The following is a 25643-nucleotide window of genomic DNA, read 5'->3' on the forward strand; positions in this document are numbered from 1 at the left end:
TTAATTCTGGTTAATTTAATATTAGGAAAATAGGGAGGGATTAGCTAAAACCTGAAGAGTACCTATTGAGGTACGCAAACACCCGTCGATTTCGGACTGCGAAGAGATGCACCACCACCTGAATTATAGGCTACCAGCCTTACTTGTCCTCGATCGTCCATTACCCAACCTTGAGCGGGAATAATTTCTCTTGGTCGAACTTCTATGGATGCTAGGGGGCTTTCTACTTGCTGACTCCCACCTACCGCTGGTTCCACCCAATTAAACTGGCTAGAATTGCTGCTGAGAACCTCGTGAGGACTCGGTGGCAATCCCCCCCGCCCCGTCACAGTAAACTCGCTCTCGGCCCCTTGGATGCACGGATTTGCAGCAATTAACGCAGCCGGATTCACCACATTTTGCGGCAGTTCCACTAAACCTTGAACGGGATTCACTCCAACAGAACTAAATGTTACCGCCCCTTGCAAAGCCGGCCCACCACTTTGGGAAATCGCCGCGATGTCGCTGCTGGGAATCAGAGATGTAGGACTTACTTGCAACGCTGCAAATTCGGCGTCACTGATCCCCAACCTGTTTCTGACTTGTTCGCGACTCGCTGCTGTAAAGCCAAAAACATTGGGAACATTGATATTCACGCGGCCGCCGCCTGCTGTGCGGGCGTTGGCTGTAATGTCGCTGTTTTCTTGCGGGAGGGCGACAAGAATGTTGCTGTTGATGTTGATATTGCCGCCGTCAGAAGTGCCTGCATCGGTGGTAATTTGGCTGTTGCGGCGCAATTGGATGTCTCGCGCTTGCAGGTTAATATTTGCTCCTGTACCGGATACAGTCGTGCCGTCAATCATCGCTTTGTTATCAAGAGCGATCGAATTTGCGACAACATTAATATTACCAGCGCGTCCGGTTCCCGTAGCCTGCACTGTCACTGTAGCTCCATCTCTGACAATTAGTCGATCGGCATTCAGATTCAACGAACCGGCATTTGCCGTAGCATTGGAATTAGTACCAAATATCTTGCCCACCGAAGCATCAATTGTACTGACAAACAGACCATTATTTCCGCTGCCGCTGACCTCAATGCGATCGGCATTAACAGTAATATTCCCCACATCTCCCACCCCCAAAGAACTCGTAGAAATTACCCCCCCATCCCGCACGGTTAGGCTTGGCGTATCAATGCGAATCTCCCCGCCCGGACTAGAGCTCAAAGTTCCAGAACTCAGCGCACTAGCACTCTGAATTCCGCTGGTCAAAAGTTGAGAAATACCTGAAATTTCTACTGATTCACTAGCCGTAACTGTTAAATTGCCAGCAGGCCCCCCATCCCTAGAAAACAAAAACCTGCCAATTAACACACCCGTTCCTACTGTAAACGCAGAACCCCCAGAGAGAGTCAACCGCTTGGTATCGACGTTAATATTCCCCGCCCTTCCGTTAGAGCCGATACTCAGGGTGCTAATTCCGGTTGACACAACTGTTGGCGGGCCGGTGTTAGACAATTCTACTGATTCAGCAGCTTTAATGTTGATATTCCCCGACGGGCCGCTGCTGTAGCTTGTGCTACCCAGAATAGAACCGTCGCGCATAATTAATTTCGCGACATCAACACTAATACTTCCTCCCGCACCGCTACTTTCTTTAGCTGTCCCGTTGTTAATTCCAGAACCCACCATCTCAAAAGTATTGGCACGAATGATTAAATTTCCGCCCCTTCCACCGCCAAAAGTGATACCGCTACCTACTACCCCATTGTTGAAGAAAAGGCGGTCAGTGTCGATCGTAATATTCCCCCCCGAACCAGCACCAGCACTAGCATTAAATAGCATCATTAGCGGGTCAAAGGGGTCTGTAGTTCCCGATACCAAATATTTAATTGCAAGCTGTTGATAGCCCTCAACTCCCAGCCCGATCATTTCTACTGAATCAGCAGCGCGGAAGTTGATATTACCTCCTGCACCATCTCCTAGAGTCAAAGTAGAAAATTGCGTGCCGTTTTCCACTCGCAACTTTTGAGCGCTGATATCGATACCTCTACCATCAATATTTCCCAGTGTCAGCGCATAAATTCGCGCACCGCTAAGGGCGACATTTCCACCTTTTAACTCTATGCGGCCGCCACCAATTCCGCTGGTGTTGATAAGTGATCCATCGGATATGTGAATATTGCCAAAGTTTTGAATATTGTCATAATTTAAACTTAAATTTTCATTTTCCCCCGCTGTCATTGCAAAATTAACTAAACCGGGACTGGCTGCGCTACCGAGTAAAATTTGTCCGCCGCTGGCGGTTAAATTGCCGCCTTGTAGTTGGATGTCGCCGCCAATCAGTGCTAAAGTTTGACCTGGTTCTACTGCTAAACCAACTCGATCGCTAATTGGGATGGGTAAAGCAGAGGCTGGGAGATTTACCTTTCCTACAGCCGTCGATTGATTGACAATTGCACCCGGATTGTCTCTAAATCTTAAACCAACGGGAATATTAACTGTTAACAGCGGGGATGTTTGCGGGTTGGTGCTGCTGAATTCAAAGCCGTTATTAAACGCAATACTGTCAGCAGTTGAACCGATAAAGGAGCCGCGCAAATCTAACCGCGCATTCGGGCCGAATATAATTCCTTTTGGATTAATTAAAAATAAGTTACCGTTGCCTAAAACTCCCAGAGTTCCTAAAATATTTGAGGAGTTTGGGCCAGTAACGCGGGTGAATATGTTGGTAATTCCGCTGGGATTTTCAAAATAAGCTCCCCGCCCTTCACGGATGTTAAATTCGCGCAAGCTGTGAAAGAGGTTAACGCCGCGAGTTGCGCCGCCAGTGATTCTATCTGAGGGTATGTTATTGATAGTATCGGGAACTGTGCGGGAACTTTCCGGGCCCAAGCTACTGTCTGGGATGATTTGGGCGAAGGTTTTCGAGGGAAATAGCAATAAGAAAACAAAAAGTAGGCCGGAAGACAGGCGAGACATAGCTTAAATCCTGTTAGATAAATAATATCGTTTCCGGTTCCATCAGAATTATATATTTGGATTATATCAGTGCGATCGCCCCAGTGCTCGATCGACTCTCTTTCACCCCTAAAGTGGACTTTTCCCCAATATAATAAAGATAGCTTTTTTCAGTGCGACGGCTGAGGAAATCTGTTTCTGTTTAAATATGTGTGTAGAATGTGCGTCCGAACGTTGACTCTCAGAAGATAGAACGATTGATGCAAGTCTTGGGTAGAGAAGCTTAGGGTTCAGTGCTTAGAAGCAAAGTTGAGAACCTCATCGAACGTTTTGAAGGTAACTCAGAGGAGGAACAGTCATGAGCTTGAATGAGTTGCCGGGAGCGGAGCTAATTCTACCTGGATTGGACGAGCTTCATCATGGTAAGACGAATACAGTTGGGTCATTATTAGTCGCGATCGCAGCAACGCGCCTAGCCGAAGCCGGCTTAGAGGTTCCTAAAGATCGTCTAGCAGAAGAGCCAGAACTGACCCTGTATGCTCTTCTTGAAGATGAACGGGATGATGCCTACCTCTATTACAATGCTTTGCTGAATCGCCTGAATAGCTTTTGTAACGCACTTGAACTTCGTTATATGTATAAGCTATGAGAATTGGATTACGCTATTTGAAAAAACTTTTGCGCGATCGTATTAAAAACAAGATTGACAACCTGGCCAGATCCGCAGCCCTAGGCTAAGATTTGGCAAAGGTTGAGAACACAATGACGATAATTACAACTATGAATTACCGAAATCACATCACGATCGAAGCAAATAAACGCGGTGGCAAGCCTTGTGTACGCGGCTTGCGAATTACGGTTTATGAAGTGCTTGAGTACCTGGCTTCCGAGATGACCGAAGCAGAAATTATAGACGATTTTCCAGATCTGACGCGAGAAGATTTAAAAGCCTGCATAGCTTATGCTGCTGACCGTGAGCGTCGGTTTATGACCGCGACATTATCCGCATGAAATTACTTTAGGATAGGAAGGATTAATTAGGGAATACTCAAATGGCAATTAACACTTTAGAGGAACGGCTTGCAGTAGTGGAAGCAGCGATCACTGAGTTGCAGAAGCAAATTGTGGCTTCTCAACCGACGAATTGGTTGCAACAAATTATAGGGTCTTTCAAAGATGAACCTGCCTTTGAGGAGCTACTTGCCTATGGACGAGCGATTCGCCAAGGGGATGAGTCTCTCCTCGAAGCTCAAGATGAGCTATGAAATATCTACTGGATACAGATCATCTGAGTATTCTTCAACGTCAAGCAGGAATAGATTTTAGCACCCTTTCGACGCGCATGGCTCAGTACCCGCTATCAGATTTTGCAGTATCGATGGTATCAGTTCTATAAATTTTGCTATGACAACCACAGAAAAATTGATCGTGCTTGCTCTAGGTATTAGTGCAATCAGCTTATTTGCTGGGATTCTCTATCAAGCAGTCAGTCAAGTAATTGATCGACGTAAGTATCCTCCGCAGGGTGAACTGTTTGATATGGGGGGATTTCGTCTACATCTCAACTGTGTGGGACAAGGGACACCAACAGTCATCATGGATGCTGGCGGTGGTGCTTCCTCAATTACGTGGGGCTTGGTTCCATCTGAAATTGCTAAGTTTACTCGTGTCTGTACCTACGATCGAGCAGGGTTGGGTTGGAGCGATCCCAATCCCAGGATACCTCGCACAAGTCAGCAGAGTGTTGATGAATTACACGCCCTGTTGGCCAAAGCTGAGATCGAACCTCCCTACATTTTAGTTGGACACTCGTTGGGTGGAGGCAATATGCGACTGTATGCCAGTCAATATCCAGAAGAAGTGGTCGGACTGGTGCTGGTTGATTCTGTCCATGAAGATCAAATAACACCCGCAATATGGAAGCGTATGAAAATGGCAATTTTGCTTTATCAGCTTCTGGCAATTGCCAGTCGGGTTGGAGTGTTACGATTAATCGGAGATATGAATCTGTTGCCAATGTTTAAGAATATCAAACAAGAAATTCAAAAATATCCGTTGGCAGTGCAAGCTCTATTTGATACCTACAAATCTTCCTGTTACCGCCCCTGTTATTGGGCAACTATATCAAGTGAGCTTGCCAACATGAAAAGCAGCTTTAAGCAACTGCAAGCGAGTACACTACTGGGGAACCTGCCTTTGATTGTATTAAGTCAAGGCTCTAAAAATCCAGAGATGAGTGATGAAAGATTCCAGCAATGGGCATTACTTCAGCTAGACTTGACCCAACTATCCTCAAATAGCCAACATATCATTGCAGAAAATAGTGGGCATCTTGTACCGCTAGATCGGCCTGAATTGGTGGTTAGTGCGGTTCATCAACTGATTGAGAGGACTTAAAGTAGTGTTGGGCGAAGAGAAGTGTTGGAGTTCGATCGCACTCAACCCAACCTAAAATTTAGAAAGCAAAGTAATTAATCCGAAAGTAGATGCCTTTTTCCTGCAAAGTTCGATCGCCCGATCGAGCATCGATCAAAGGAATACCATAGTCTAGACGCACATTCAACCGATCGCCCATCTGCCAAACTAGGCCTAAACCCGCACCCAGCAGTTTATCCGACTCAGGATTCGCCTTTTCCTCCGACTGGTTCCACCCTAGCCCAAAATCGATAAACGGAGCGACTTGCAACAATCCTTGGACTTCCGGGACACGCCAAACCGGGATTCGCACTTCAGCAGATGCGATCGCACCGCTATCAGTTAACAGCAAATCTTGGCGGTATCCGCGCACGCTTTGAACGCCGCCGATCCCAATTTGTTCGAGGGAAAGCAGAGGGCTGTCGGCTAATTGAATGTCAGAACGCACTATCAGCAAGGTTTCTGGCGCTAGCAGCCGCACGTACTGGGCTTGTCCGCGCCACGCCAAAAAGCGGCTGTCGGGCCCGCTATCGTTCGCAGTAGCGCCGAACAGATTAGTGCCGAGGGAAAACTGCGATCGCGCTGCGAACACTTGGTTGGAACTCCGCTGCACGTATTCTTGAAAAAAGCGCACAGCCGAAACCCGGGTTTCGCCGCGGTCGTTTGCTCCCGCCGAAAGCGCAAATCGTTCCCCAGACAGGAATGTATCGCTTTCTTGCCGCGAAAAACTCAGTCCCAAAGCCAAAGTGCGATCGGGCTTTTCGACAATCGGCTGGCGGTAAGTTAACTCGTAAGTCCGCGATTTCCCCTCAATTTCAGCAGCATCAAACGGTTCCTCGATGATGTTGGTGCTAGCAGCACTCGCAGCGAAACCAATCGTGCCGTTGCGCGCGTTGACGGGGACTGTGTAGCTGCCATTGAATTCATTGCTACCGTCGGTGTTAGCATAAGATACCTCTAATCCGTCGCCCAAACCGAGCAAATTTGCTTGATTGATGCGAACACCGCGCCGAAAACTGCCGACGCTGGGCGATCGATTGTTGTCTGCGAACACTTCAGCGCTAAAGCTGTCTGCTTCTTTTACCCGCACTTCTAAGCGGCTGTTTTCCGGGCGGCTTCCGGCTTGCAATTCGGCGGAAATATTGCCAATTAAGGGGTCGAGTTGCAGCAGTTGCAAGGCTTCCAGCAAGCGATCGCGGTTGAGGGGCCGTCTGGTAGCGCGTTCAAGGCGCGATCGCACGTAATTGGAATTTAAGCGCCTGTTTCCAGTAATCACAATTTCATCTAATCCGCCTTCTACAATCCGAATTTTCACCACACCTCCCTCTCTCGGAAAGGTTTGGTTGGCGAGAATTACAGCGCCGGAATTGATGTATCCTGCAGCTACATATTTTTGAGTGACGGCTGCTTCGGCTGCGATCAGTTCCGCAAAGGTGATTTCGCGGCCCGCAAACTGTTGCGTAACTTCTGCGAGTTCGCGATCGCTAAAAGCCGTGTTGCCCTCAAATTCAAAGCCAGCGACCTTAATTGTACCCGGAATTCCCGGTCTAATTTCGCTTTCAACGGGTGTTGGCTGGGTTGGTTGGAGGGGAGACGGCGCAGGCGGTTGCGGCGGCTCAGGAGCTGGTAATTCGGGTTCTCGCGGCAGAATTGGGTTGGGCAGTTGGGCCAGATGCGAGGCTCGATCGATACCCAAGTCAATTTTTTGTGGGTCAATATTTTCTTCTAGCTTTTGATCTGAGTTAAAAAGCTCGGTTTCTTGAGTTATTGTGCTGAATGTGCGATCGGTCTGAGATGTTGCACCATTGTCAATAAGCCTTTTACCGGCGGGCAGGATGCCCACCCCACAATCAAACTCACTCGTTGTGGAACAGGCATCTTGCCTGTTCTTGAGAATGGTGTAAGATGTCACATCGACTGAATTTGCCGCAGACGGCGGCAAGTCGGGAGTTTCCGCCGCCACCGAGTGTTCTGACTCTGTGGGTAACTGCGTTTCCTCGTCTTTTACCGGCAAGTCTTCGCGTTTGTCAAAAGTGGTATCGTTGGGGGCTAAAGCTCGATCGCCTCCGCTGCTAACTGCTGCCAAATCCTCAACATTTGAGGTCAAAATTTCAACGGTGCTAGCGGATGTTTTCGCTGGTTTTCCCAACAAAACCAACCCAAAAATACCAGCGAATAAAAATAGTTTTTGCGCTCGACAAGCCATAGAATCTAATTATCTCGAATAATTGGGTGAAAATATTTTCCGCAATAGAGCACCCTCAAGTAAAAATCAATCTTAACAGCAAAAAAGGAAACAGCCGTCGCAGCTAACAGTTTCGGCGACGCTACAAACCAAAAGGTCGATCGACGGCTGTTCATTTCTCAAGACTTACGCACCCACCGGGTTCTTATCCGAAAAAATATCGTGTAAGTCGATCGTAAACGGTAAAAAAAACCAATTTTTTTTTGTTGCAAAACCTACGCTTTCATGCTAAGACCGCAACCATAACAGTCCTGCACGCCAGGGTAAACCAGAAACCGGGTTGTTTCCGAAAAGACGCGCTACAACTGAGATATTGCACCATTCTCAATAATCTTTTTATGAACAGGCAAGATGCCTGTTCCACAAGAGATAAATTTTCTTGTGGAACAGGCATCTTGCCTGTTCTTAATAATAGTGCAAGATGTGAGTTACAGCCTGCAGAGCCACTAAAAAACCCGGTTTCTTTGATTTTGGTGCATCATATCGTTTCCGGTTGCATCGGAATAATAAAATCGAGTCAACAGTTAACACTCAACCATTCAGTTTTTCGACCCGTCAACAGTCAACAGTCAACAGTCAACAGTCAACAGTCAACAGTCAACAGTCAACAATTCCGGAGGAGTGCAACCGGAATTGATATCATCTCAATTCCGACTTTAATACCCCCTTTATTATTGAGTCCGCGTCTACCCACCTCCTGTGCGTAGACGCCGTTTCAACCGCCCAGCCTGATAAAGGGGGTTTGTAACTTTGAATTATGCAGAGCGGCCCGCACCAGCCGCAGCACCCATTTGAGCCCCGTCAGTCAATCCCACCAACTTAGCACTCAACTCCCACATCCGCTCGCCTTTTTCATCATCGCGGGCCTGGGGAGAAACCTTCTGTACAAAAGACTTACCATCTTTTTTCTGGCGGTTCCCCCAACTCCAATAAGCCCCAGATTGCTTGTATTCTGGATCGGCAACCACCATCGCCAGCCTTTCCCCCGCCAACTCCTGCGACACGTAACCGCCGGTGATATTCTTCTGAAACAGCGGGAACAGCTTCTGAAACAAAGGATAGTGGTTGCGGAACAGCGGCGTATCCGCGACGCATCCCGGATACAGCGAAGTGAAAGTAATCCCCGTGGATTCGTGAAAGCGGCGGTGCAATTCCCGCATCGTCAGCACGTTGCAAACTTTGCTATCTTTGTAAGCCTTGACCGGTTCAAACTTCTTGCCATCAACCATCGAAATCGGGTCTTTGAAACCCGCTTCAAAACCCTCAAACTTGCCCAAATCCGGGCGCGGCGGAATCTTCCCGCCCAACTCGTCTGGATTGTGAGTCACGGTTCCCAAAATCACGATTCTCGCATCGGAATAATAGGAAGGCTTCATATTTTCCATCATCAGGTTGCACAGCAGGAAATGACCCAGGTGATTGGTAGTCATCGTCAACTCGTAACCCTCCGGGCTCCGCAGCGGTTCCTTAATCAAAGGCATATAAATGGCGGCGTTACACACCAAAGCGTCCAGAGGCCTGCCGCTTGCCTTGAATTCTCGAGCAAATCGGCGCACGCTCTCCAAATCCCCCAAGTCAATCTGCATAATGGAGAAACTGCCTTGAGGTATGCCCAACTCTTGGGCGGCGTCTCCGGCTTTCCGCACGTCCCGACAGGCCATGACTACGTGCCATCCCTTGTCTGCGAGAGCTTTCGCGCCGTACAAACCGACGCCGGAGGAAGCGCCGGTGATGATAACCGTTGATTTGTGATTTTGTGCCATCTTGTTAAAAGCGCTTCCGCTATTGATTATTTTCAGGCACTCAAAAGCTGAGCTAGCAGCTCTAATTTTTTGAAGTACCCTATGGTTATTAGGATATGGGGAAACGTTCTCGATCTCAACCGGCGATGACAATTAAATATCGCTTCAACTCCCACTCCTACTTTTGTGAATTAACCATAAATCCTGTTGGGGCGAGTTCACCATTATCTATGATTCACATACTCGGTATTGATAAACCCGCCCCAGCCAACTCAACTAAGAAATAGCGGCCGATTCCTGATATCTAGGGAAATCGATATAACCTTCAGGCCCAAAAGAATACCAGGTGCCGACTTCGGCAGGGGGATTGAGCGGCCAACCATTAGTAAAACGCTCTACCAAATCGGGATTGCTGATAAAATCTCGACCAAAAGCAATTAAATCCGCAACTTTGCTGCTCACGGCTGTTTCAGCCTGTTCTTGAGTATATCCGGAGTTGCCGACCAGCGGCCCTGCAAACACATCGCGAAACTCACCTATCATCATCGGCGTTCCCAATTCGTGAAAGCCCCTATCCACACCGTCCACCAAGTGAAGGTAAGCTAAATCACAGGCATTTAACTGCCCTGCGAAATACAGAAAATCTTCCCGATAAGTGGGAGAACCCATATCATTGAAAACACCATTGGGAGAAAGTCTAACTCCCACTCTGTTTGCCGGAAATACGGAGATAATCGCCTCTACAATTTCCTTAAGAAAACGGTAACGGTTTTCTACTCCACCGCCATAGGAATCAGTGCGGTGATTGGTTCTGGTTTGCAGGAACGTGTCAATGAGATAGCCGTTTGCCGCGTGAATTTCTACACCGTCAAAACCTGCCATTTTTGCCCGTTCCGCCGCCTTGCGATAATCTTCTACAACCAGGGAGATTTCATCGGTTTCTAGAGCGCGGGGAGTTTCGTAGGGTTGTTTGCCTAGAGGCGTATGAATGCCTTCTCCGTTTATTTTGATGGCAGACGCTGCAACTGGCAATTGATTGTTTTCATGAAAACTGCTGTGGGAAGCCCGTCCGCAGTGCCAAAGCTGCATGAAAATCGGCGTTTCGCGGGCATGAACCGCATTCACAATGTGTTTCCAAGCTTCGGCTTGCTCGTCTGAATAAATACCGGGCGTATTGAGCCAACCATTAGCTTGAGTAGAAATTACTGTGGCTTCTGTAATGATTAAACCAGCGGAGGCTCGCTGAGTGTAATACTCTGCCATCAAGGCGTTGGGCATCCGCGCTTCACCGGCTCTGGATCTCGTCAGGGGTGCCATGACTACCCGGTTTTTTAAGGGTAAATCTCCGAGTTTGAAAGAACTGAGTAGAAGTGGAGAAGTTGTTTGAGCAGTCATAATTTTGAGGTTTGTCAACTAAAAAATCTGGGAAATCACATAACAGTTAACTGTTAACTGTTAGCTGTTAACTGTTAACATAATTAAGGTGATATCTCCCGCACCGAGTGTCGGGGACAAGCTTAATATAACTTGAATCGATCGCACTCAATGCTAACGGCATCACATATTGCCTTATCAATTAACGCTTGCTACACGATCGCCCTGAGTTCAAAATCGCGTCGCCGCCTGTAAGTGCAGTGTTTCTCCTAACTGCGGATGCTCACAGCAAAGTTCCCGCGCGTGCAAGTGTAGCAGGTTCGCAGCAGCCCGCGATAAAAAGTTATTATGCTTGTCAACTAAATTTGAAAAGTCTCACGATGTTCAATAGTGAAAATATTTTTTTATGCACTTTGTATGTAAAAAATAGCATCTAAAAAGTCAACTTTATTTGTCATTAATCAAGCAGCCAACTAAATAAACCTTGTACTGTAAGATTGAATTCTCTTGCAAATTCTGGCACTGGTAACAGTACATCCGGTTCGTCATAAAACGCTGTTGGTCGATCGACTAAGTAAACAAATACACATTGCTCTGATGGGTCAATCAGCCAACCCATCTGGGTTCCGTGCTTCAAGCAATGCAGAATATTTTTTGTTACCTTAGTTTGGCTTTGGTCAGGCGAAAGAATTTCGATCGTCCAATCTGGGGCAATTGAGAAAACATTAGCCACTTCACCATTTTCCTTGCGAGGAATCCTGCTCCATAAGAATACGGAAACATCGGGTATAATCGATCGTTCACCAAAAGTGCAGCGGAGTTCTGAGAAAGCTCGTGCAATCTTTTTTGACCTCACAACCGAGTTAATGGCGGGAGACAATTCAGTCTGAAGTGCACTATGTTCTCCTTGTGGCATTGGTTTTTGGACGATCCGTCCATTAATGTATTCGCTGGCGGGTTCCGTCTCCGGCAGATTCAGAAACTCTCCTAGGGTAAGGGTTTTAGTGGGAGTCTGTACCATTTTAAGGTTTCCTGAAGAGAGGCGAGTTGAGATTCCTATACTGATTATTCTACAGATATCGATCGTTGCCCGATCGCCCTGAGTTCAAAATGGTGTTTCTGCCTTTAGATATAGCGTTTCTCCCGACTGCGGATGCTCAAACGAAAGTTCCCGCGCGTGCAAGTGCAGCCGGTTCGCAGCAGCCCGACATCCGTAAAGCCGATCGCCCAAAATCGGTATCCCCAACCCTCGAACATCCGCTGCATGAACCCTCAATTGATGCGTGCGTCCCGTCAGCGGCAAAAACTCGACGCGAGTAAAATTTCCCTCCCTCGCCATTACCTGAAAGCGAGTAACGCTGGGCTTTCCGCACTCCCAATTGACTTGCTGGTAAGGGCGATTTTCTGGATCGCCCCAAAGTGGGAGATCGATCGTCCCCGCCTCAATTTTTACAGTACCCGAAAGCACCGCTTCATAAACTTTGTGAACCTGCTTTGTTTCAAATTGCTGTCTTAGTTGACTGCTAGTTTCTTTGTCCCGCGCCAATAGCAAAATCCCAGATGTTTCCCAATCTAAACGATGCACCGCATTCAAATCCAAATTATCCGGTAACAAGTTACGCAAACGACTAAAAACACTATCTTGATTTTCCAAATAACGACCGGGAACTGACAGCAAGCCAGAGGGTTTATTAACCGCGATCAACCATTTGTCTTCATAAATAATCGGTAGCATTTGCGTAACGGGCAAGATGCCCGTTCCACAAGAAAAATTATTCCTTGTGGGGAGTAGGGATTGGGCTTCTAGCCCGCCCGTAAAACCCTCATTTATATTAGAAACAATCCGATTTTGAGCCAATCCTGACAGCAAAAAACCCATCAACGGCTGACACCGATCGCCACAAGCACCATAAAATTCTCCCTGCATCTTATCGCCCGATGGCGGCCCCCACCAAAACTCAGCCATTGCCAGCGGTTTCAGATTGTTTACTGCTGCGTAGTGGAGCAATTTTGGCGCACAACAGTCGCCGGTGCCAGTCGGAATAGAATTGGTTGGCATCAATGAGGAGAGCGATCGCGATTTTCCCAAAAAATTCACCAGAGTGTAAGCCGCGTGCATTTGTGTCTGAAGTTCGCGGGAAAGTTCTTTTCGCCGCTGTTTCAGCGCCCGCATCCGCCGATCCGCAGCTTCAATTAATTGTTTTAGCGGCTGCAATGTTTCATCCCGCTGCCGTTTTAATTGCCTGCGTTCAATTTTCTCCAAACGGCTTTCTTGCTTCAGTTGTTCCAGGGCAATTTCTAGTGTTTCTGCTGCGAGAGTTTGACACAGTAACTGGCGTTTTTCATCTCGCTGCAGCTTGCAATTGCGGTGGCGATCGCTCAAAACTTGCATTTGCACTTCAAACTCTCGAAATAAGGCTGCATACTCTTGTCGCTGCGGGAGTTGATTCAATGCAATAAGTTCCTGTTTCATCGCCTCCAATTGAGTTAACGTGCGGGCTTCCTCGAAAGCAACTCGATCTCGTCCCGGAATCGGCGGCACCCAGCCCTCAACAATGCTGCAACCGTTCAGCAGCCCGGAAAATGCTTTGAGTATCCCCTGTTCCCCCGAAGGCATCTCCACCAGTAATATGCCGTACATCTTCCCTTCGCCATCGTAGGCATCGTCAGCCGCAAGATACCGCATCAAACCCCGGGCGAGATCCTCGGACATTCGAGTGCGCGGCAGTCTCAGCACCTCGCCACTTTGAGGACAACGGCCTTCGTACCAATAATTCGGGTGCGAGTCGATCGACTCCCGATCGCAGTCAGTGAAATCTAAAAGCGTGTGCAACTCTAGCATCTTAAATTTGGTTTTAAACCTGAATGAGGACACTATGTGCTTTCGGTCAATCGAAAATCTAAAATCTAAAATCTAAAATCGACTGACCGTATTTTACAGCGGTGTACCGAAAGTGGGAATGGTGCATAATTTTATACCTACTCGAATTAAGTAAAAAGGATTTGTCGCACCAAGCCTGATATGCTAAATTTGTTTCCAAACAGCAGCGATATTAAGAAAAGCATAAGTTAATATATAAGACCGCAAGCTTGTTATCCCACTAAATTTTTATGTGAAAGGCGTATGCCAGACCTCTCGACTTCGGCTACAGAAAACTCCTCAAACCCCCAACCAGCTCTGCTGCCGCCGATTTTAAGAATTTTTGCAGCATTTCCAGATTACGATCGGGGCAATAGATTGTACGCCGCAGGAAGGTACGAAGCGGCAGTCCTTTGCTACGGAAAAGCGGTTCAAATTAAGCCGGACTGGGCCAGGGCGTGGCTGAATCTGGGCAAAGCTTACAAGCAACTGCATTCCTACGCAGAAACCGTAGCCTGCGCCGATCGAGCTACAGCAATTAATCCCGAAGAATACTGGGCTTGGATGCTGCGCGGGACAGGGCTGTTAAGTTTGCAAAATCACTCAGAAGCGATCGCGGCTTTCGACACCGCAATTCAAATCAATTCAGAAAAGCACGAAGCTTGGTATCAGCGGGGCAGAGTTTTAGAGGAATTGCAGCAGTGGGATACAGCCGCAAGCTGTTACAAAAAAGCAACCCAACTTCATCCGAATTTGCCCGCCATGTGGTACCGGCAAGGTAACGTGTTGGTTCAAGCGGAGCGCTATCCTGAAGCCGTGGCCGCTTTCGAGCGCGCGCTGAAACTCGTCCCGACTAATTGGGAAGCTTGGCTGAACCGAGGTTTGGCTTTGATGAAAGCGGAACGCTACGCTGAAGCTGTAACTTCTTACGATCGCGCCATTCAACTGCAACCACAAAATAGTCTGGCTTGGTTCAATCGGGGCATTGCTTCCGCAAAACTGCACAAATATGCAGAAGCGGTGACAGCTTACGATCGCGTACTGCAAATGCAGCCCAACGACTGCGAAGCTTGGTTTTATAAAGGAATGGCCCTCAAACACCAGTGGGCAGACGCGGCAATTGCTTGTTTCGATCGGGCAATTCAAATTAATTCTTTTTATCCCGAAGCATGGATCGGGCGCGGTCAAACACTGTCAGAATCGAGAGATTATGAAGGGGCGATCGCAGCTTTTGACCAAGCCATTCAAATTAATCCAAATTTTCCCGAAGCTTGGCTGGGTAGAGGCATCGCCCTGGCAGGATTGGAACGCGACAAAGAGGCAATTATCGCTTACAGCAATGCCCTACAAATTGAAGGTAATTTTCTAGAAGCTTGGAACTTGCGAGGCGAATCTCTGGAAAAATTACAGCAATACGAAGAAGCGATCGCCTGTTTTGATAAAGTAATTTCTCTGACTTCAGAAGCAGAAATTACATCAAAAGTAGGGTTGCAGCAAGGCGCAGCGCTGGAAAAATTGCAGCGTTACGAAGAAGCCGTCGCAGCTTACAACCGCGTACTAAAAATCGTGCCAGACAATTTTGAAGCTTGGTTGCAACGCGGCAACGCTTTGTCAAAATTGCAGCAGTACGAACAAGCTCTAGCATCATACGATCGAGCAATTACTGTCTGGCCGGACAACTATCAAGGCTGGGTACAGCGAGGTCTGATTCTAGGGGAAATGCAGAATTATTCCCAAGCACTCGTCGCTTTTGACCAAGTGATTCAACTCAAGCCAGACAACTGGGAAGCTTGGGCGCAGCGGGGTGACGTTTTGCAAAAATTGCAGCGAACTCAAGATGCTATTAGCTCTTACGGAGTCGCCCTCGAAATCAAACCCGATTACTACGAAGCTCTAGTCAGTCGAGAAGAATTGAGGCTCAAGGGCGCGATGTCAGGAAAGTGGTAAGGGGAAATTGACAGATAGTTTTGATTTTTGAAATTGCTTTGTTCCTCGTAATACTGCGCTGGGGTAAAGCTTGAACTATTTAAGTTAAAACTAAAAAACTTCCCTCTTATCTCTGCTCCCTAGAAACAATCCAAAAGAGCCGGAGACAACCTCTCCTCTAGCCTTGGTGGGTTATCAAGAAATTGGGTTTAAAACCCCGTCCTTCGCTCGACGGCTTTCTCCTAATGTAGGGGATACGACACGTACTTGTAAAGCTTTGTGAACAAGTTTAGCGATGTTAAGCTAGCGTTGCTAGCATAAGAGTATCGTGATCGGGTCGAAGTCATGCTAGTTTTTGAATTCAAAGCATACGGTAAAAAGCAGCAATTAGATGCTATAGATGAAGCAATTAGAACAGTGCAGTTCATCCGCAACAAAGCATTGCGCTTTTGGATGGACAACCAAAAAGTCGATAAATACGACTTAAATAAGTACAGCGCTGTTTTAGCTAAAGAATTTTCGTTTTGCGATGACTTGAACAGCATGGCTCGGCAATCTAGCTCAGAAAGAGCGTGGTCGGCAATCTCCCGATTCTACGATAACTGTAAAAAGAAAATTCCGGGAAAAAAGGGATTTCCGCAGTTCCAGAAAGACAACCGCTCGGTCGAATATAAGACAACCGGATGGCGTCTGGCAACCGACCGGAAATCTCTCACTTTTACCGACAAGAAAGGAATCGGGAAACTCAAACTAAAAGGGACGCGCGACTTACATTTTTATCAGCTCCGTCAAATCAAGCGAGTACGCTTAGTAAAGCGAGCAGACGGATATTTCGTCCAGTTTTGCGTCCAAGTTGACCGCTCTCAAAAGATTGAGGTCACAGGCAATGCGATTGGATTAGACGTGGGGTTCAAAGAGTTCTACACAGACTCAAATGGCGTTGCCGTCGAAAATCCGCGATTTCTGGGCAAGGGAGAGTACAGATTAAAAAAAGCCCAAAGACGAGTTTCAAAACGAGTCAAGGGTTCGCAAAACAGAAGAAAAGCTAGAGTGATTCTAGGAAAGCGCCACCTCAAAATAAGTAGACAGCGTAAAGATTTTGCCGTGAAATTGGCAAGATGCGTCATCCAGTCAAACGACTGTGTAGCCTACGAAGATTTGAGGATTAAAAATATGGTGAAGAATCACTGTTTAGCCAAATCGATTAACGACGCATCTTGGTATATGTTCCGAACATGGATGGAATATTTCGGCAAAGTATTCGGAAGGATTACGATTGCCGTGCCACCCAATGGAACAAGTCAAGAATGTTCTAGCTGCGGGACAGTTGTTAAGAAAAGTCTATCAACGCGAACCCACGCTTGTCAGTGCGGATGCACCCTTGATAGAGATTGGAACGCCGCTAGAAATATCCTGAGTCGGGGATTAAGTACGGTGGGGCACACCGGAACTTGGATCTTAGATCCGAACGCTTGTGGAGAATTGACCGCTACCGATGTTGAAGCAATTCTGCATCGGCAAGTCGATTCTGCGAAACAAGAATCCCCTCGGCTTTAGCCAGGGGAGTGTCAACCTAGCCACGATGGGTTCATGGCGGTACTATCAAATTGGTTGGTAGTTTTATACAGTTCGTATTGCCCTTTTGCCGCCGCCTCGCGAGTGCGATTCAGCATTGCTGCAACTTGTGCTCGATCCATCGGCTTAAACGTGCGAGCGGCCTCAAACGCTTGATCGAGGAGTTGCATACTATCAATGCCAGTAATCACAACTGAAGTAGGCAGATTCATCGCATAGTGGAGACATTCGATCGGGCTTACTGTATTACTTCTAAGCACATAGGGGTCGCCCATAGATTTCATCCCCAATACACCTATTTGGTTCTTCACCAGCACCGGCAGAACTTGTTGCTCAAAACTTCTAAAATGAGCGTCCATCACGTTCAGCGGCATCTGTACCGCGTCAAAACGGAAATTGTTTTGAGCGGCAATTTCCATCACTCGTAGGTGAACCAAAGGGTCTTTGTGTCCTGTAAACCCGATGTAGCGAATCTTGCCCGCCTTCTGCGCTTCTACGACGGCCTCCATAGCCCCGCCGGGAGCAAAAATGCGATCGGGGTCTTCCATCCGAATAATTTCGTGATGCTGCATCAGGTCAATGCGATCGGTCTGCAACGCCTTCAGTGACTCGTCAATCTGCATCATCGCCGCGCCCTTGGTGCGGCCATCAATCTTGGTCATCAGAAACACCTTTTGCCGGTAGCCATCCTTGAGCGCTGCACCCATCCAGCGGTGGCTGCGTCCGTTATGATAATCCCAAGAATTGTCCATGAAATTGATGCCACGGTCGATCGCACTGCGAATGAGCTTAATAGCTTCTTGCTCCTCTCGAAGGCGTCCGATATGGTGTCCCCCCAAGCCAATTGCAGACACTCGCTCTCCTGTGCGTCCCAGCGTCCTGTAACTCATCTCGCCGCTTTGGATTTGACCTTGGGCAACTGGACTTTCAGCGTCTAGTTGGGTCAGTTCATCTTGAGCTAACACAGGTTTGAAAAACCCTTCGGAAGCTGCCAGCCCTGCTGCAACCAAACCCGAAGCAGAAGTTACTTTTAACATATTGCGTCTGCTGATATTCATAAATGCCTTCTTCAAGAAACTACTAGGACTCACTCACCGCTTCGCTGCACTAAAGAGTTTTGAGTTGTAAATTTAAGATGTCTCAAAATCCAGACAGCAGTCCGGCTGCAACTTCTCCAACCGCCTACTTTACCTAATCAATAGTAATGATGAAATTTCTAGTTTTAAGAGCTACTAGACCCGTCAACGAAGGCTTTTAACTCAATAGCATCGTGACTGCAAAACAGGCGCACATCTTTACTATGCTGCACCGATAATGCGTGCAGCCGGCCTTGATTGAGCAACCGAGCCTTGCGATCGACCTCCATCATCCATTGGTAGGCGCGCAAAGCGGGCGTGCAGCGCCGGTTAGCGGCATCCATCTCGTGTCGGTAGAAATAGGCATCCCCTGCGTGCAGGAGCCAGCCCTCGGGTGTATCAATGGCAATGCCAGCATGACCGCGCGTGTGCCCCACCAACGGGATTAGCAAAATTTCCGGCGGCAACCCGTCGAGGTCGCGGACAGCTTCAAAACCGAACCAAGGTTCGCCACCCGCCGAATAGTATTTCCAGTGTTTGACTTCATCCCACTGCCCCGGACGATAGCGCCTTTTTGTGATGAAACCGTGCCGATCCTGTGCGGCATCGATTTCAGCCTGCATGACGTGTACCGTTGCTTCCGGGAAATCTTCTAGACCACCGGCATGATCGAAATCGAGGTGGGTGAGCACAATATGGCGCACATCGCTTGGTGAAAATCCGAGCTGTTCAATTTGATGGATGGCCGTGTACTTGCGATCGAACTGGATGTTATTAAAATGCACGAAAAACGGGCTGAGCCGGGAGTAAGGCGACTCGATATCCCGCAATCCGAAGCCGGTATCAATCAGAACCAGTCCCTGATTCGTTTCAACGAGCAGACAATGGCAGACGAGGTGAGCCGTCAAACCCCGACTGAAGCCATCGAAAAGCGCCCCACCAATGGGACACATACAGCCACAATTGAGATGATGAATTTGCATAAATGTGCTGCACTAAATTACTTAGGCGAGAACCATTTATTCCTCAGTTCGTATCCAAGGGCGATGCTGCATAATGCCATCGATGAACGCCTGAGAAAAATGTGCTAAATCGTCACTACTGGGAGAAGTAAACACGCTTTTATCGGCAGCAATCTTGCCATTATCTGCGATGTTTACTTCCTTTAAATCTGCACATAAGAATAGATAAGACGGGCGCGAATTATTTGTTAGCAGATCCCGGTTCAGTAAGCTGGCGGTGCATTTCGGCATTAACGGTATCAGGCAAAACCTTGCTCGCGCTGGCCAGAATCTTTGTCTTGAGTGAACCGGCGATAATGTCGTCCTTACCCGCCATCAGCGCCTCGAAGCCCTGCTTGGCAACTTCGGCCGGGTCGTCTTTCGTGTCTGCGCCCGCCTTCGTGTCGTCCATTCCCGCCCGATGGAAGAAGTTGGTATCCGTCGGCCCTGGCATCAGCGCGGTAACGGTGACGCCTGTGTCCTTTAACTCGTTACGCAGCCCTTCTGAGAAGGAGTGTATAAATGCTTTAGATGCCGCGTAGACTGCCTCGAACGGGCCGGGCATTAGGGCGGCAATCGACGAAGTGAATAGAATCCGTCCCTGGCCGCGATCGACCATATCCTTAACTACCCGTTTAGCCAAATGCACAGACGAGACAACGTTGAGGTTAATCAGATTTAGTTCGTCCTTCAAGTCTGTCTCGCGGGCAAAGTCGCCCCCGACGCCGACACCGGCATTAATTGCGATCGCATCTACTGGCCGATTAGTCGCTTTAATCTGGTTGTAGAGCGTTTCAACACCGTCGTAGGTAGCGAGGTCTGCCTGCACTGTATCGACTTTCGCACCGAGCCCCTCAAAGGCTTGAGCCGCTTCATTGATGCTCGCTCCGGTGGCGGTGACTAGGAGATCGAATCCGTTTTGAGCGAACTGTTTGGCGAGTTCGTAGCCGATACCGTTAGAGGCACCCGTCACTACAGCCAAGGGCCGGGTTAACGAACTGTTTATAACCATCTAAAATCCTCTGTAACTGCTTCACACTCGTTTGTCTAGGCTTGCTTCTCTCTGTACCAGACAAGTTTTGTGGACTGTGGGCTTTCAACTTTTACAATGCTAGGGATGTAGGAGTGCGATCGCATCTTTCCAAGGACATAAGCTGTTAGACATTTAAATAGGGTATAAGGGAAAAAAATTAATTCAATCAGTGTAAAGATGCCAGCACAGAATCATTTCAGAGAGAGAGTAAATAGAGAAAGTACATAAAGATTTTAACAATTAATAAAATGGAAATCTTACATAAATAATCCGGATTTTATTCTTACTAAATCATGGAAAACGCCCGCTACAATTGCTGAGCTTGGAGGCTGTTAATTAAATAAAGTGTCCTCTTGCTGCATTCATTCAAAGCTAGACAATCTAGAAAGTATAAAAGCTGAGAGGCTGAAGGGAAAACCTAAAAAAACTACAGATAGATATATAGAACAATATTAAATGTTTTTCACCCAAAAGCCCGATCTATATAAATGGGGTAGCTCAACAGCTAAAAGATTAACAACATATTTATCAAATTAAACAGAAATAAATTAAACAGATCGCACATCCATCCCGAGGTATCTTTTATAATTAACCAAACCATTAAATTTATTGATGATAATTAAATTGGTTTAAGTCTGAGATACATGACCAAATTTGTTCATAATTTAGACATTTAAAATTTTTTTTTTTGTGATTTTTTTTTTGTGATGTGTTAAAGCTGGCAATTGGGACATTTCACGATCTCAAAATGAAGGTGTAGTGAATAAAACAATTAAACGTATTTCTAATTATGCACTATTACCGCCAATCAAAAGTAAACTTTTTGGAAATATCGCTGTTCTATATCGGATTAACTTTGATGTCTATATTAGGAGTAGAAAAATGCGCGTAGATATTGCTAATAACTCTTTTGATAATTACTTGGCAACCGCCATTATCTGGCGCTAAATCCGATTCGATGAGAGACGGGAGATGGGAGATGCGAGATTGGCTCGGAAGATGACTCCTGGGCTAAAAACATTTATCTCTGCTGGAACGGGCACGATGCTTGCCCAGCCAGAACAGTGCCGGATGTCAGTTATAACTGATGTCAGGCACTGTTCTCAATCAGACCCAATCAACCTGGTAACAGCGACGAAAAATTTTACCCCTCAGGTCGATCGCGCCGCAATAAACCAAGCGGATGACGCCAAAAGTGCAAGATGTCAGTTATCACGAATACTTTACTGTCGGAGATTGCCCGAGGGCACCCAAAATTGAAAATTATGACAGCCAATGGCTGATTCTGCTGGCTTCATGTTATAGTTGTTGTTCAAGAATTAAATTCGGTTGCGTAGCTTTGTTGGTGTTTATTTACAAGCGTCTCTCCGAATCTAAATCTCTGCACCCTAATGATTCTGGAGATTTTATGTCGATTTACGTGGGTAATCTTTCATATGAGGTAACATCAGACGACCTCAGCGAAGTATTTGCCGAGTACGGTACTGTAAGCCGCGTCCAAGTGCCAATGGACCGGGAAACAGGCAGAATGCGGGGTTTTGCTTTTGTGGAAATGGCAAGCGAGGCAGAAGAAGCAGCAGCCATCGCAGCCCTAGACGGTGCTGAGTGGATGGGCCGCGACTTGAAAGTCAACAAAGCCAAACCTCGCGAAAACAACAACAAACGCCCATCAAGTGGCGGCGGCGGCTGGGGCGGCGACAACAATCGCTCTTCACGACGCTACTAAGCTTTGAGACTGAAAATTTGAGTTTTGGTAGTTGACGGCAGGTGCGAATGCTGCTTTTTTTTTCGGGTTGTTCCATCGACCCATCAAATAAAACTCCCACACCTCTAAGTTAGTTTTGCCCCCTCCTTTGAGGGGGCTTTGTGTTTGGCGAAAAATCCCGCCCGGTACGCCTGCAGCCCAGTTCCCAGCCTGACTCGCCATGCTGATACCCGATCCGAATCACTGGGTGGCGCTGTTGGGAAATATCGCAATTCAAGAGGAAAGTTCTGGCAATGTCGATCGCGATCTGGTTAGCTTTGATGTCTATACTTGGGGTAAGAAAATGCGCGTAGATATTGCTAAGATCTCTTTTCAGAATAATTTTTCGGCCGCCATTGCAAGACGCTAATTAGAAGATTTTTTTTTCTAGCTGCCCTCTAGCCAATACTTGCTGTTGGAGATTGCCCGACGGCAGCCAAAATTGAATAGGACTAATGCTAACTGGCACACGACCATCGATTTGTAGGGTACGTCCGACTTGGATTGTGAACTCATTATCAACAGTTCCCGATAGTAGAGCGCATGACTAATTGTGACACTTGCGTCCAAGACTGTTGAAAATTCTGACAGCCAATCGCTGATTCTGCTGGCTTCATGTTATAGTTGTTTTTCAAGAATTAAATTCGGTTGCGTAGTTTGTTGGTGTGTATTTACAAGCGTCTCTCCGAATCTAACTCTCTGCACCCTAATGATTCTGGAGATTTTATGTCGATTTACGTGGGTAATCTTTCATATCAGGTACAAGAAGATGACCTTAAACAAGTATTTGCCGAGTACGGTACCGTAAGCCGCGTCCAAGTGCCAAAGGACCGGGAAACAGGCAGGGTACGGGGTTTTGCTTTCGTGGAAATGGCAAGCGAGGCAGAAGAAGAAGCAGCCATCGAAGCTCTAGACGGTGCTGAGTGGATGGGCCGCAACTTGAAAGTCAACAAAGCCAAACCTCGCTAAAACAAACACTTCTCGGGCGGCTGCGGCTGGGGCGACAACAATCGCTCTTCACGACGCTACTAAGCTTTGAGACTGAAAATTTGAGTTTTGGTAGTTGACGGCAGGTGCGAATGCTGCTTTTTTTGTCGTTTGTTCCATCGACCCGCCCAATAAAACTCCCACACCTCTAAGTTAGTTTTGCCCCCTGCTTCGAGGGGGCTTTGTTTTTGGAGAAAAATCCCGCCCGGTACGCCCGCGGCCCATTTCCCCGCCTAACTTGCGATTCGGTATACTCTTAACGGCTTTTTTGAAGAGGCTTTCGGGATTTCTAGGCTCAACTCCTGTAAACTGTCAAACTATAATTAAGCACAAAGAAAAGTTAGAATAACGGCAAAGTGATATTGCTCAAAAAACAAACAATCTTTACAGAAAATTAGCCGAAAAAACCAGCCCGACCAGCAAATCTATTGATTTTGCCTGAATAAAGATGCCCAAGGTCTACAGCACGGCGGAACTCATTAAAATCCTCGAAGAAGAGCGCCAAGCCTGCTTGCAGGGGCGGCGTCTCAACTTGACTGAAACTCCTGCTACAGGCAACCCCGTGATTGACCGCTTTCTCAAATCAGAGGGCGTGCAGAAATTCACTGCTTATCAAAATTTTAAGGCAGCCGTGCACGAATACCAGCGGGAACATCAAGTTTCTGGGATTGTCTGGCGGGAAATGGCGGTTAAAGGCAATACTCTACGCTATCCGGCAGTGGATGACGAATTAATAGCTCTACCGGTTGATTTGATCGCGCTCAAGGCCGCTAAGATTGCTATGTTGAAATTCTGGCAGCAGGTAACTGCGGGGATGGATTTGTATTTAAGTGTTAACAGCGGGAAGGATTTTCGATATATCGAGCCGGTTGATGTAGAGGCTATAGCCCAGCGCACAGAATGGGCCAGTCTCTCGAAGTGGGAAAAGTTGGATTTTCTAGAAATTTTGTTGCAGTTGGGCTGGGGGAAGCCGGAGGAAGCTTATTATAAGCGGGGATGGCCGACCTCGGGCAGCGAGTACATTCACGCCGTCAAACCCGGACAGCGGCCGATTTGTTAATTGCTAAGTGGTAATTGCTAAGTGGTAATTGCTAAGACGATATCCTGAATTTAGAACCATCGACAACACAGAAATTGAGGAGACGGCACTGCCGTCTCCCTACCCCACAACGTCGTAGCACGGGCGAGAACCTGACGCCATCGCCCAATCCGATGTAAGCATGGCCAGATTTGTAGGGACACGGCACTGCCGTGTCATGACTGTGGGTAATATCTGAAGAACTCATTGATTAACATCTGACATCTGACAAAGCATCAAGCCAAACCACTGATTGGGATCAGTCCAAACTTGCACCGGCATTAAACCACGCTGCGAAAGTTCTTCTTTTACATTATTAAGATTAAACTTGCGGGATATCTCGCTGCGGATAGTTTCTCCCGCTGCAAATTCAACCGTTAAATTGAGAGCGCGCAACTGCACTTTTTGCGCTTTTTTACTTTTTAAGTGCATTTCAATTTGACATTCCTCTTGATTGTAAAATGCCCAATGCTCGAACTGTGCCAAATCAAAATTTCCCTCATATTTTCGATTTAAATGCCGCAGCATATTCAAGTTAAATGCCGCCGTTACTCCTTGACTGTCATCGTAGGCAGGCTCTAAAATATCCTTAGATTTGTCTAAGTCAATTCCCAGCAAAAAATACTCTCCCGGCTGCAATGCAGCGACAATTTGCGAGAAGAATACATCGCATTCTCGAGCGTTGAGATTGCCGAGGGTACTGCCTAGAAAGCAAATCATTCGGGTTGGCAACGGCGACGGTGCAATTTTAGCTAAGGCTAATTCGTAGGTGCTGACAAGTCCGTGAATCTGGAGCGACGGATAATCTGCCAAAAGTTGACAAGCGCTGCTTTCTAGGATAGTGGGACTGATGTCGATCGGCAAATAGTGCAGGGGATATTCCCGTTGACTGTAAGCATCGAGGAGAATCCGAGTTTTGGTGGAACTGCCGCTGCCGAGTTCGACGATTTCGCAGGGGCCCGTTAACTTTGCGATCGCCCCCGCGCACCGCTGCAAAATAGCCGTCTCAGTGCGCGTCAGGTAGTATTCCGGCAACTGACAAATCAACTCGAACAAGTTCGATCCGCGATCGTCGTAGAAATACTTTGGAGGCAGGGATTTGGGGTTTTGAGTCAACCCGATAACTGCATCGCTGCCAGCATTGATTTCTGCGGGTGTCGGTGCCGCAGCGCTCACCAATCGCTCTAAGTGCAGCCGCGTTTCTTTGGTTGAGGCTGAGTTTGCCGTGTCGGACAGTCTTGGGAATTTCATAAAGTAATTTTTAGATGCACATATGGGTATAGCACGCAGTCGCGTTGCCAAATATCGCGCTCAAGTCAGATTTTTCATGCCGATCTCCGTTATGTATTGTCTCACCGGATGGCGATCGCATCCACAATTAAAACTTAAAATTTATCCACAAAAATTATTAAATAATTAACCAAACTTGTTTTATATCGATTTCGGTTGCACTCCTCATGATTGTTGACCCTTCGACTTGGCTCAGGGCAACGCGGTTGACTGTTGACTGTTGACTGTGAGTCAAAAAACTGAAAATTTCGTTGATATTTGTTGGCAGCTTGATTCGACCTTACCAGCACGATGAAGCGCGGATTTGATATCATTCCGGCGCAGCCGGAATTGATATTACCTGATATTTTTACATGAA

At 47.3% G+C, this 25643-nt stretch carries 20 protein-coding genes and 1 pseudogene; 10 read left to right on the forward strand and 11 right to left on the reverse strand.

Annotation, left to right across the window (positions count from 1 at the left end):
* Positions 1-62: 62 nt before the first annotated feature.
* Positions 63-2960, reverse strand: coding sequence for a two-partner secretion domain-containing protein (locus QUB30_RS01755; protein WP_333328178.1), 2898 nt, complete (start codon positions 2958-2960; stop codon positions 63-65).
* Between the two features lie 337 nt (positions 2961-3297).
* Between QUB30_RS01755 and QUB30_RS01760 the strand changes: the two genes are divergently transcribed.
* From QUB30_RS01760 to QUB30_RS01775, 4 genes are all read left to right on the forward strand, one after another.
* Positions 3298-3588 (forward strand): hypothetical protein, encoded by a 291-nt coding sequence (locus QUB30_RS01760; protein WP_333328181.1) that lies wholly within the window; start codon positions 3298-3300, stop codon positions 3586-3588.
* A 131-nt stretch (positions 3589-3719) separates the two neighbouring features.
* Positions 3720-3950, forward strand: coding sequence for a DUF433 domain-containing protein (locus QUB30_RS01765; protein WP_333101609.1), 231 nt, complete (start codon positions 3720-3722; stop codon positions 3948-3950).
* Positions 3951-3991: 41 nt separating this feature from the next.
* Entirely contained in the window at positions 3992-4204 is a 213-nt protein-coding gene (locus QUB30_RS01770) for a hypothetical protein (RefSeq protein ID WP_333218639.1), read from the forward strand.
* A 139-nt stretch (positions 4205-4343) separates the two neighbouring features.
* Positions 4344-5336: an alpha/beta hydrolase gene (locus tag QUB30_RS01775; protein WP_333328184.1), complete on the forward strand. Its 993-nt coding sequence runs from the start codon at positions 4344-4346 to the stop codon at positions 5334-5336.
* 58 nt (positions 5337-5394) lie between these two features.
* Here the strand turns inward: QUB30_RS01775 and QUB30_RS01780 are convergent, their stop codons facing one another.
* The 5 genes from QUB30_RS01780 to QUB30_RS01800 all read right to left on the reverse strand — a co-directional run bounded on the left by QUB30_RS01780 (position 5395) and on the right by QUB30_RS01800 (position 13557).
* A complete protein-coding gene (locus QUB30_RS01780) occupies positions 5395-7560 on the reverse strand; it encodes a ShlB/FhaC/HecB family hemolysin secretion/activation protein (RefSeq protein ID WP_333328187.1) in 2166 nt (721 codons plus the stop codon).
* Between the two features lie 794 nt (positions 7561-8354).
* A complete protein-coding gene (locus tag QUB30_RS01785; protein ID WP_333328190.1) occupies positions 8355-9362 on the reverse strand; it encodes a protochlorophyllide reductase in 1008 nt (335 codons plus the stop codon).
* Positions 9363-9617: 255 nt separating this feature from the next.
* Positions 9618-10736: an alkene reductase gene (locus tag QUB30_RS01790; protein ID WP_333328193.1), complete on the reverse strand. Its 1119-nt coding sequence runs from the start codon at positions 10734-10736 to the stop codon at positions 9618-9620.
* Positions 10737-11172: 436 nt separating this feature from the next.
* Positions 11173-11736: a Uma2 family endonuclease gene (locus QUB30_RS01795; RefSeq protein WP_333328197.1), complete on the reverse strand. Its 564-nt coding sequence runs from the start codon at positions 11734-11736 to the stop codon at positions 11173-11175.
* A gap of 84 nt (positions 11737-11820) precedes the next feature.
* Entirely contained in the window at positions 11821-13557 is a 1737-nt protein-coding gene (locus tag QUB30_RS01800) for a pseudouridine synthase (protein WP_333328200.1), read from the reverse strand.
* A 282-nt stretch (positions 13558-13839) separates the two neighbouring features.
* Between QUB30_RS01800 and QUB30_RS01805 the strand changes: the two genes are divergently transcribed.
* Positions 13840-15522, forward strand: coding sequence for a tetratricopeptide repeat protein (locus QUB30_RS01805; protein WP_333328203.1), 1683 nt, complete (start codon positions 13840-13842; stop codon positions 15520-15522).
* Positions 15523-15846: 324 nt separating this feature from the next.
* Complete coding sequence (locus QUB30_RS01810; RefSeq protein WP_333328206.1) at positions 15847-17058, forward strand: transposase; 1212 nt, start codon at positions 15847-15849, stop codon at positions 17056-17058.
* Between the two features lie 11 nt (positions 17059-17069).
* On the opposite strand, the gene QUB30_RS01815 is transcribed toward QUB30_RS01810, so the two are convergent.
* From QUB30_RS01815 to QUB30_RS01825, 3 genes are all read right to left on the reverse strand, one after another.
* The gene (locus QUB30_RS01815; protein WP_333328209.1) at positions 17070-18134 is read right to left on the reverse strand and encodes an aldo/keto reductase; all 1065 of its coding nucleotides are present in this window, start codon (positions 18132-18134) and stop codon (positions 17070-17072) included.
* A 164-nt stretch (positions 18135-18298) separates the two neighbouring features.
* Complete coding sequence (locus QUB30_RS01820; RefSeq protein ID WP_333328212.1) at positions 18299-19135, reverse strand: MBL fold metallo-hydrolase; 837 nt, start codon at positions 19133-19135, stop codon at positions 18299-18301.
* 220 nt (positions 19136-19355) lie between these two features.
* Complete coding sequence (locus tag QUB30_RS01825; RefSeq protein WP_333328215.1) at positions 19356-20165, reverse strand: SDR family NAD(P)-dependent oxidoreductase; 810 nt, start codon at positions 20163-20165, stop codon at positions 19356-19358.
* A 1429-nt stretch (positions 20166-21594) separates the two neighbouring features.
* Here QUB30_RS01825 and QUB30_RS01830 point away from each other — a divergent pair.
* Positions 21595-21912, forward strand: a complete 318-nt coding sequence (locus QUB30_RS01830; protein WP_333328567.1) for an RNA-binding protein — start codon at positions 21595-21597, stop codon at positions 21910-21912.
* Here the strand turns inward: QUB30_RS01830 and QUB30_RS01835 are convergent.
* Positions 21898-22113 (reverse strand): hypothetical protein, encoded by a 216-nt coding sequence (locus tag QUB30_RS01835; protein ID WP_333328218.1) that lies wholly within the window; start codon positions 22111-22113, stop codon positions 21898-21900. The genes QUB30_RS01830 and QUB30_RS01835 overlap by 15 nt on opposite strands.
* On the opposite strand from QUB30_RS01835, the gene QUB30_RS01840 reads away from it, so the two are divergent.
* The 3 genes and pseudogenes from QUB30_RS01840 to QUB30_RS01850 all read left to right on the forward strand — a co-directional run bounded on the left by QUB30_RS01840 (position 22112) and on the right by QUB30_RS01850 (position 23977).
* Entirely contained in the window at positions 22112-22300 is a 189-nt protein-coding gene (locus QUB30_RS01840; RefSeq protein ID WP_333328221.1) for a hypothetical protein, read from the forward strand. The genes QUB30_RS01835 and QUB30_RS01840 overlap by 2 nt on opposite strands.
* A gap of 356 nt (positions 22301-22656) precedes the next feature.
* Positions 22657-22896: pseudogene (locus QUB30_RS01845) on the forward strand (RNA recognition motif domain-containing protein); the annotation flags it as partial.
* 469 nt (positions 22897-23365) lie between these two features.
* Entirely contained in the window at positions 23366-23977 is a 612-nt protein-coding gene (locus QUB30_RS01850) for a hypothetical protein (protein WP_333328224.1), read from the forward strand.
* Between the two features lie 222 nt (positions 23978-24199).
* Here QUB30_RS01850 and egtD read toward each other — a convergent pair whose 3' ends face one another.
* Complete coding sequence (gene egtD, locus QUB30_RS01855) at positions 24200-25246, reverse strand: L-histidine N(alpha)-methyltransferase (RefSeq protein WP_333328227.1); 1047 nt, start codon at positions 25244-25246, stop codon at positions 24200-24202.
* Between the last annotated feature and the right edge of the window lie 397 nt (positions 25247-25643).

Origin of the sequence: Microcoleus sp. BROC3, from assembly GCF_036702515.1 — a bacterium.
Taxonomy (GTDB): domain Bacteria; phylum Cyanobacteriota; class Cyanobacteriia; order Cyanobacteriales; family Microcoleaceae; genus Microcoleus.

What these genes read in the sequence shown, in the direction of transcription:
- QUB30_RS01765 (WP_333101609.1), top strand. Translation starts at nt 3,720, where the DNA reads ATGAATTACCGAAATCACATCACGATCGAAGCAAATAAACGCGGTGGC.
- QUB30_RS01790 (WP_333328193.1), bottom strand. Translation starts at nt 10,736, where the DNA reads ATGACTGCTCAAACAACTTCTCCACTTCTACTCAGTTCTTTCAAACTC.
- QUB30_RS01785 (WP_333328190.1), bottom strand. Translation starts at nt 9,362, where the DNA reads ATGGCACAAAATCACAAATCAACGGTTATCATCACCGGCGCTTCCTCC.
- QUB30_RS01780 (WP_333328187.1), bottom strand. Translation starts at nt 7,560, where the DNA reads ATGGCTTGTCGAGCGCAAAAACTATTTTTATTCGCTGGTATTTTTGGG.
- QUB30_RS01835 (WP_333328218.1), bottom strand. Translation starts at nt 22,113, where the DNA reads ATGGCGAGTCAGGCTGGGAACTGGGCTGCAGGCGTACCGGGCGGGATT.
- QUB30_RS01800 (WP_333328200.1), bottom strand. Translation starts at nt 13,557, where the DNA reads ATGCTAGAGTTGCACACGCTTTTAGATTTCACTGACTGCGATCGGGAG.
- QUB30_RS01805 (WP_333328203.1), top strand. Translation starts at nt 13,840, where the DNA reads ATGCCAGACCTCTCGACTTCGGCTACAGAAAACTCCTCAAACCCCCAA.
- QUB30_RS01840 (WP_333328221.1), top strand. Translation starts at nt 22,112, where the DNA reads ATGCTGATACCCGATCCGAATCACTGGGTGGCGCTGTTGGGAAATATC.
- QUB30_RS01830 (WP_333328567.1), top strand. Translation starts at nt 21,595, where the DNA reads ATGTCGATTTACGTGGGTAATCTTTCATATGAGGTAACATCAGACGAC.
- QUB30_RS01825 (WP_333328215.1), bottom strand. Translation starts at nt 20,165, where the DNA reads ATGGTTATAAACAGTTCGTTAACCCGGCCCTTGGCTGTAGTGACGGGT.
- QUB30_RS01760 (WP_333328181.1), top strand. Translation starts at nt 3,298, where the DNA reads ATGAGCTTGAATGAGTTGCCGGGAGCGGAGCTAATTCTACCTGGATTG.
- QUB30_RS01770 (WP_333218639.1), top strand. Translation starts at nt 3,992, where the DNA reads ATGGCAATTAACACTTTAGAGGAACGGCTTGCAGTAGTGGAAGCAGCG.
- QUB30_RS01820 (WP_333328212.1), bottom strand. Translation starts at nt 19,135, where the DNA reads ATGCAAATTCATCATCTCAATTGTGGCTGTATGTGTCCCATTGGTGGG.
- QUB30_RS01755 (WP_333328178.1), bottom strand. Translation starts at nt 2,960, where the DNA reads ATGTCTCGCCTGTCTTCCGGCCTACTTTTTGTTTTCTTATTGCTATTT.
- QUB30_RS01810 (WP_333328206.1), top strand. Translation starts at nt 15,847, where the DNA reads ATGCTAGTTTTTGAATTCAAAGCATACGGTAAAAAGCAGCAATTAGAT.
- egtD (WP_333328227.1), bottom strand. Translation starts at nt 25,246, where the DNA reads ATGAAATTCCCAAGACTGTCCGACACGGCAAACTCAGCCTCAACCAAA.
- QUB30_RS01795 (WP_333328197.1), bottom strand. Translation starts at nt 11,736, where the DNA reads ATGGTACAGACTCCCACTAAAACCCTTACCCTAGGAGAGTTTCTGAAT.
- QUB30_RS01775 (WP_333328184.1), top strand. Translation starts at nt 4,344, where the DNA reads ATGACAACCACAGAAAAATTGATCGTGCTTGCTCTAGGTATTAGTGCA.
- QUB30_RS01850 (WP_333328224.1), top strand. Translation starts at nt 23,366, where the DNA reads ATGCCCAAGGTCTACAGCACGGCGGAACTCATTAAAATCCTCGAAGAA.
- QUB30_RS01815 (WP_333328209.1), bottom strand. Translation starts at nt 18,134, where the DNA reads ATGAATATCAGCAGACGCAATATGTTAAAAGTAACTTCTGCTTCGGGT.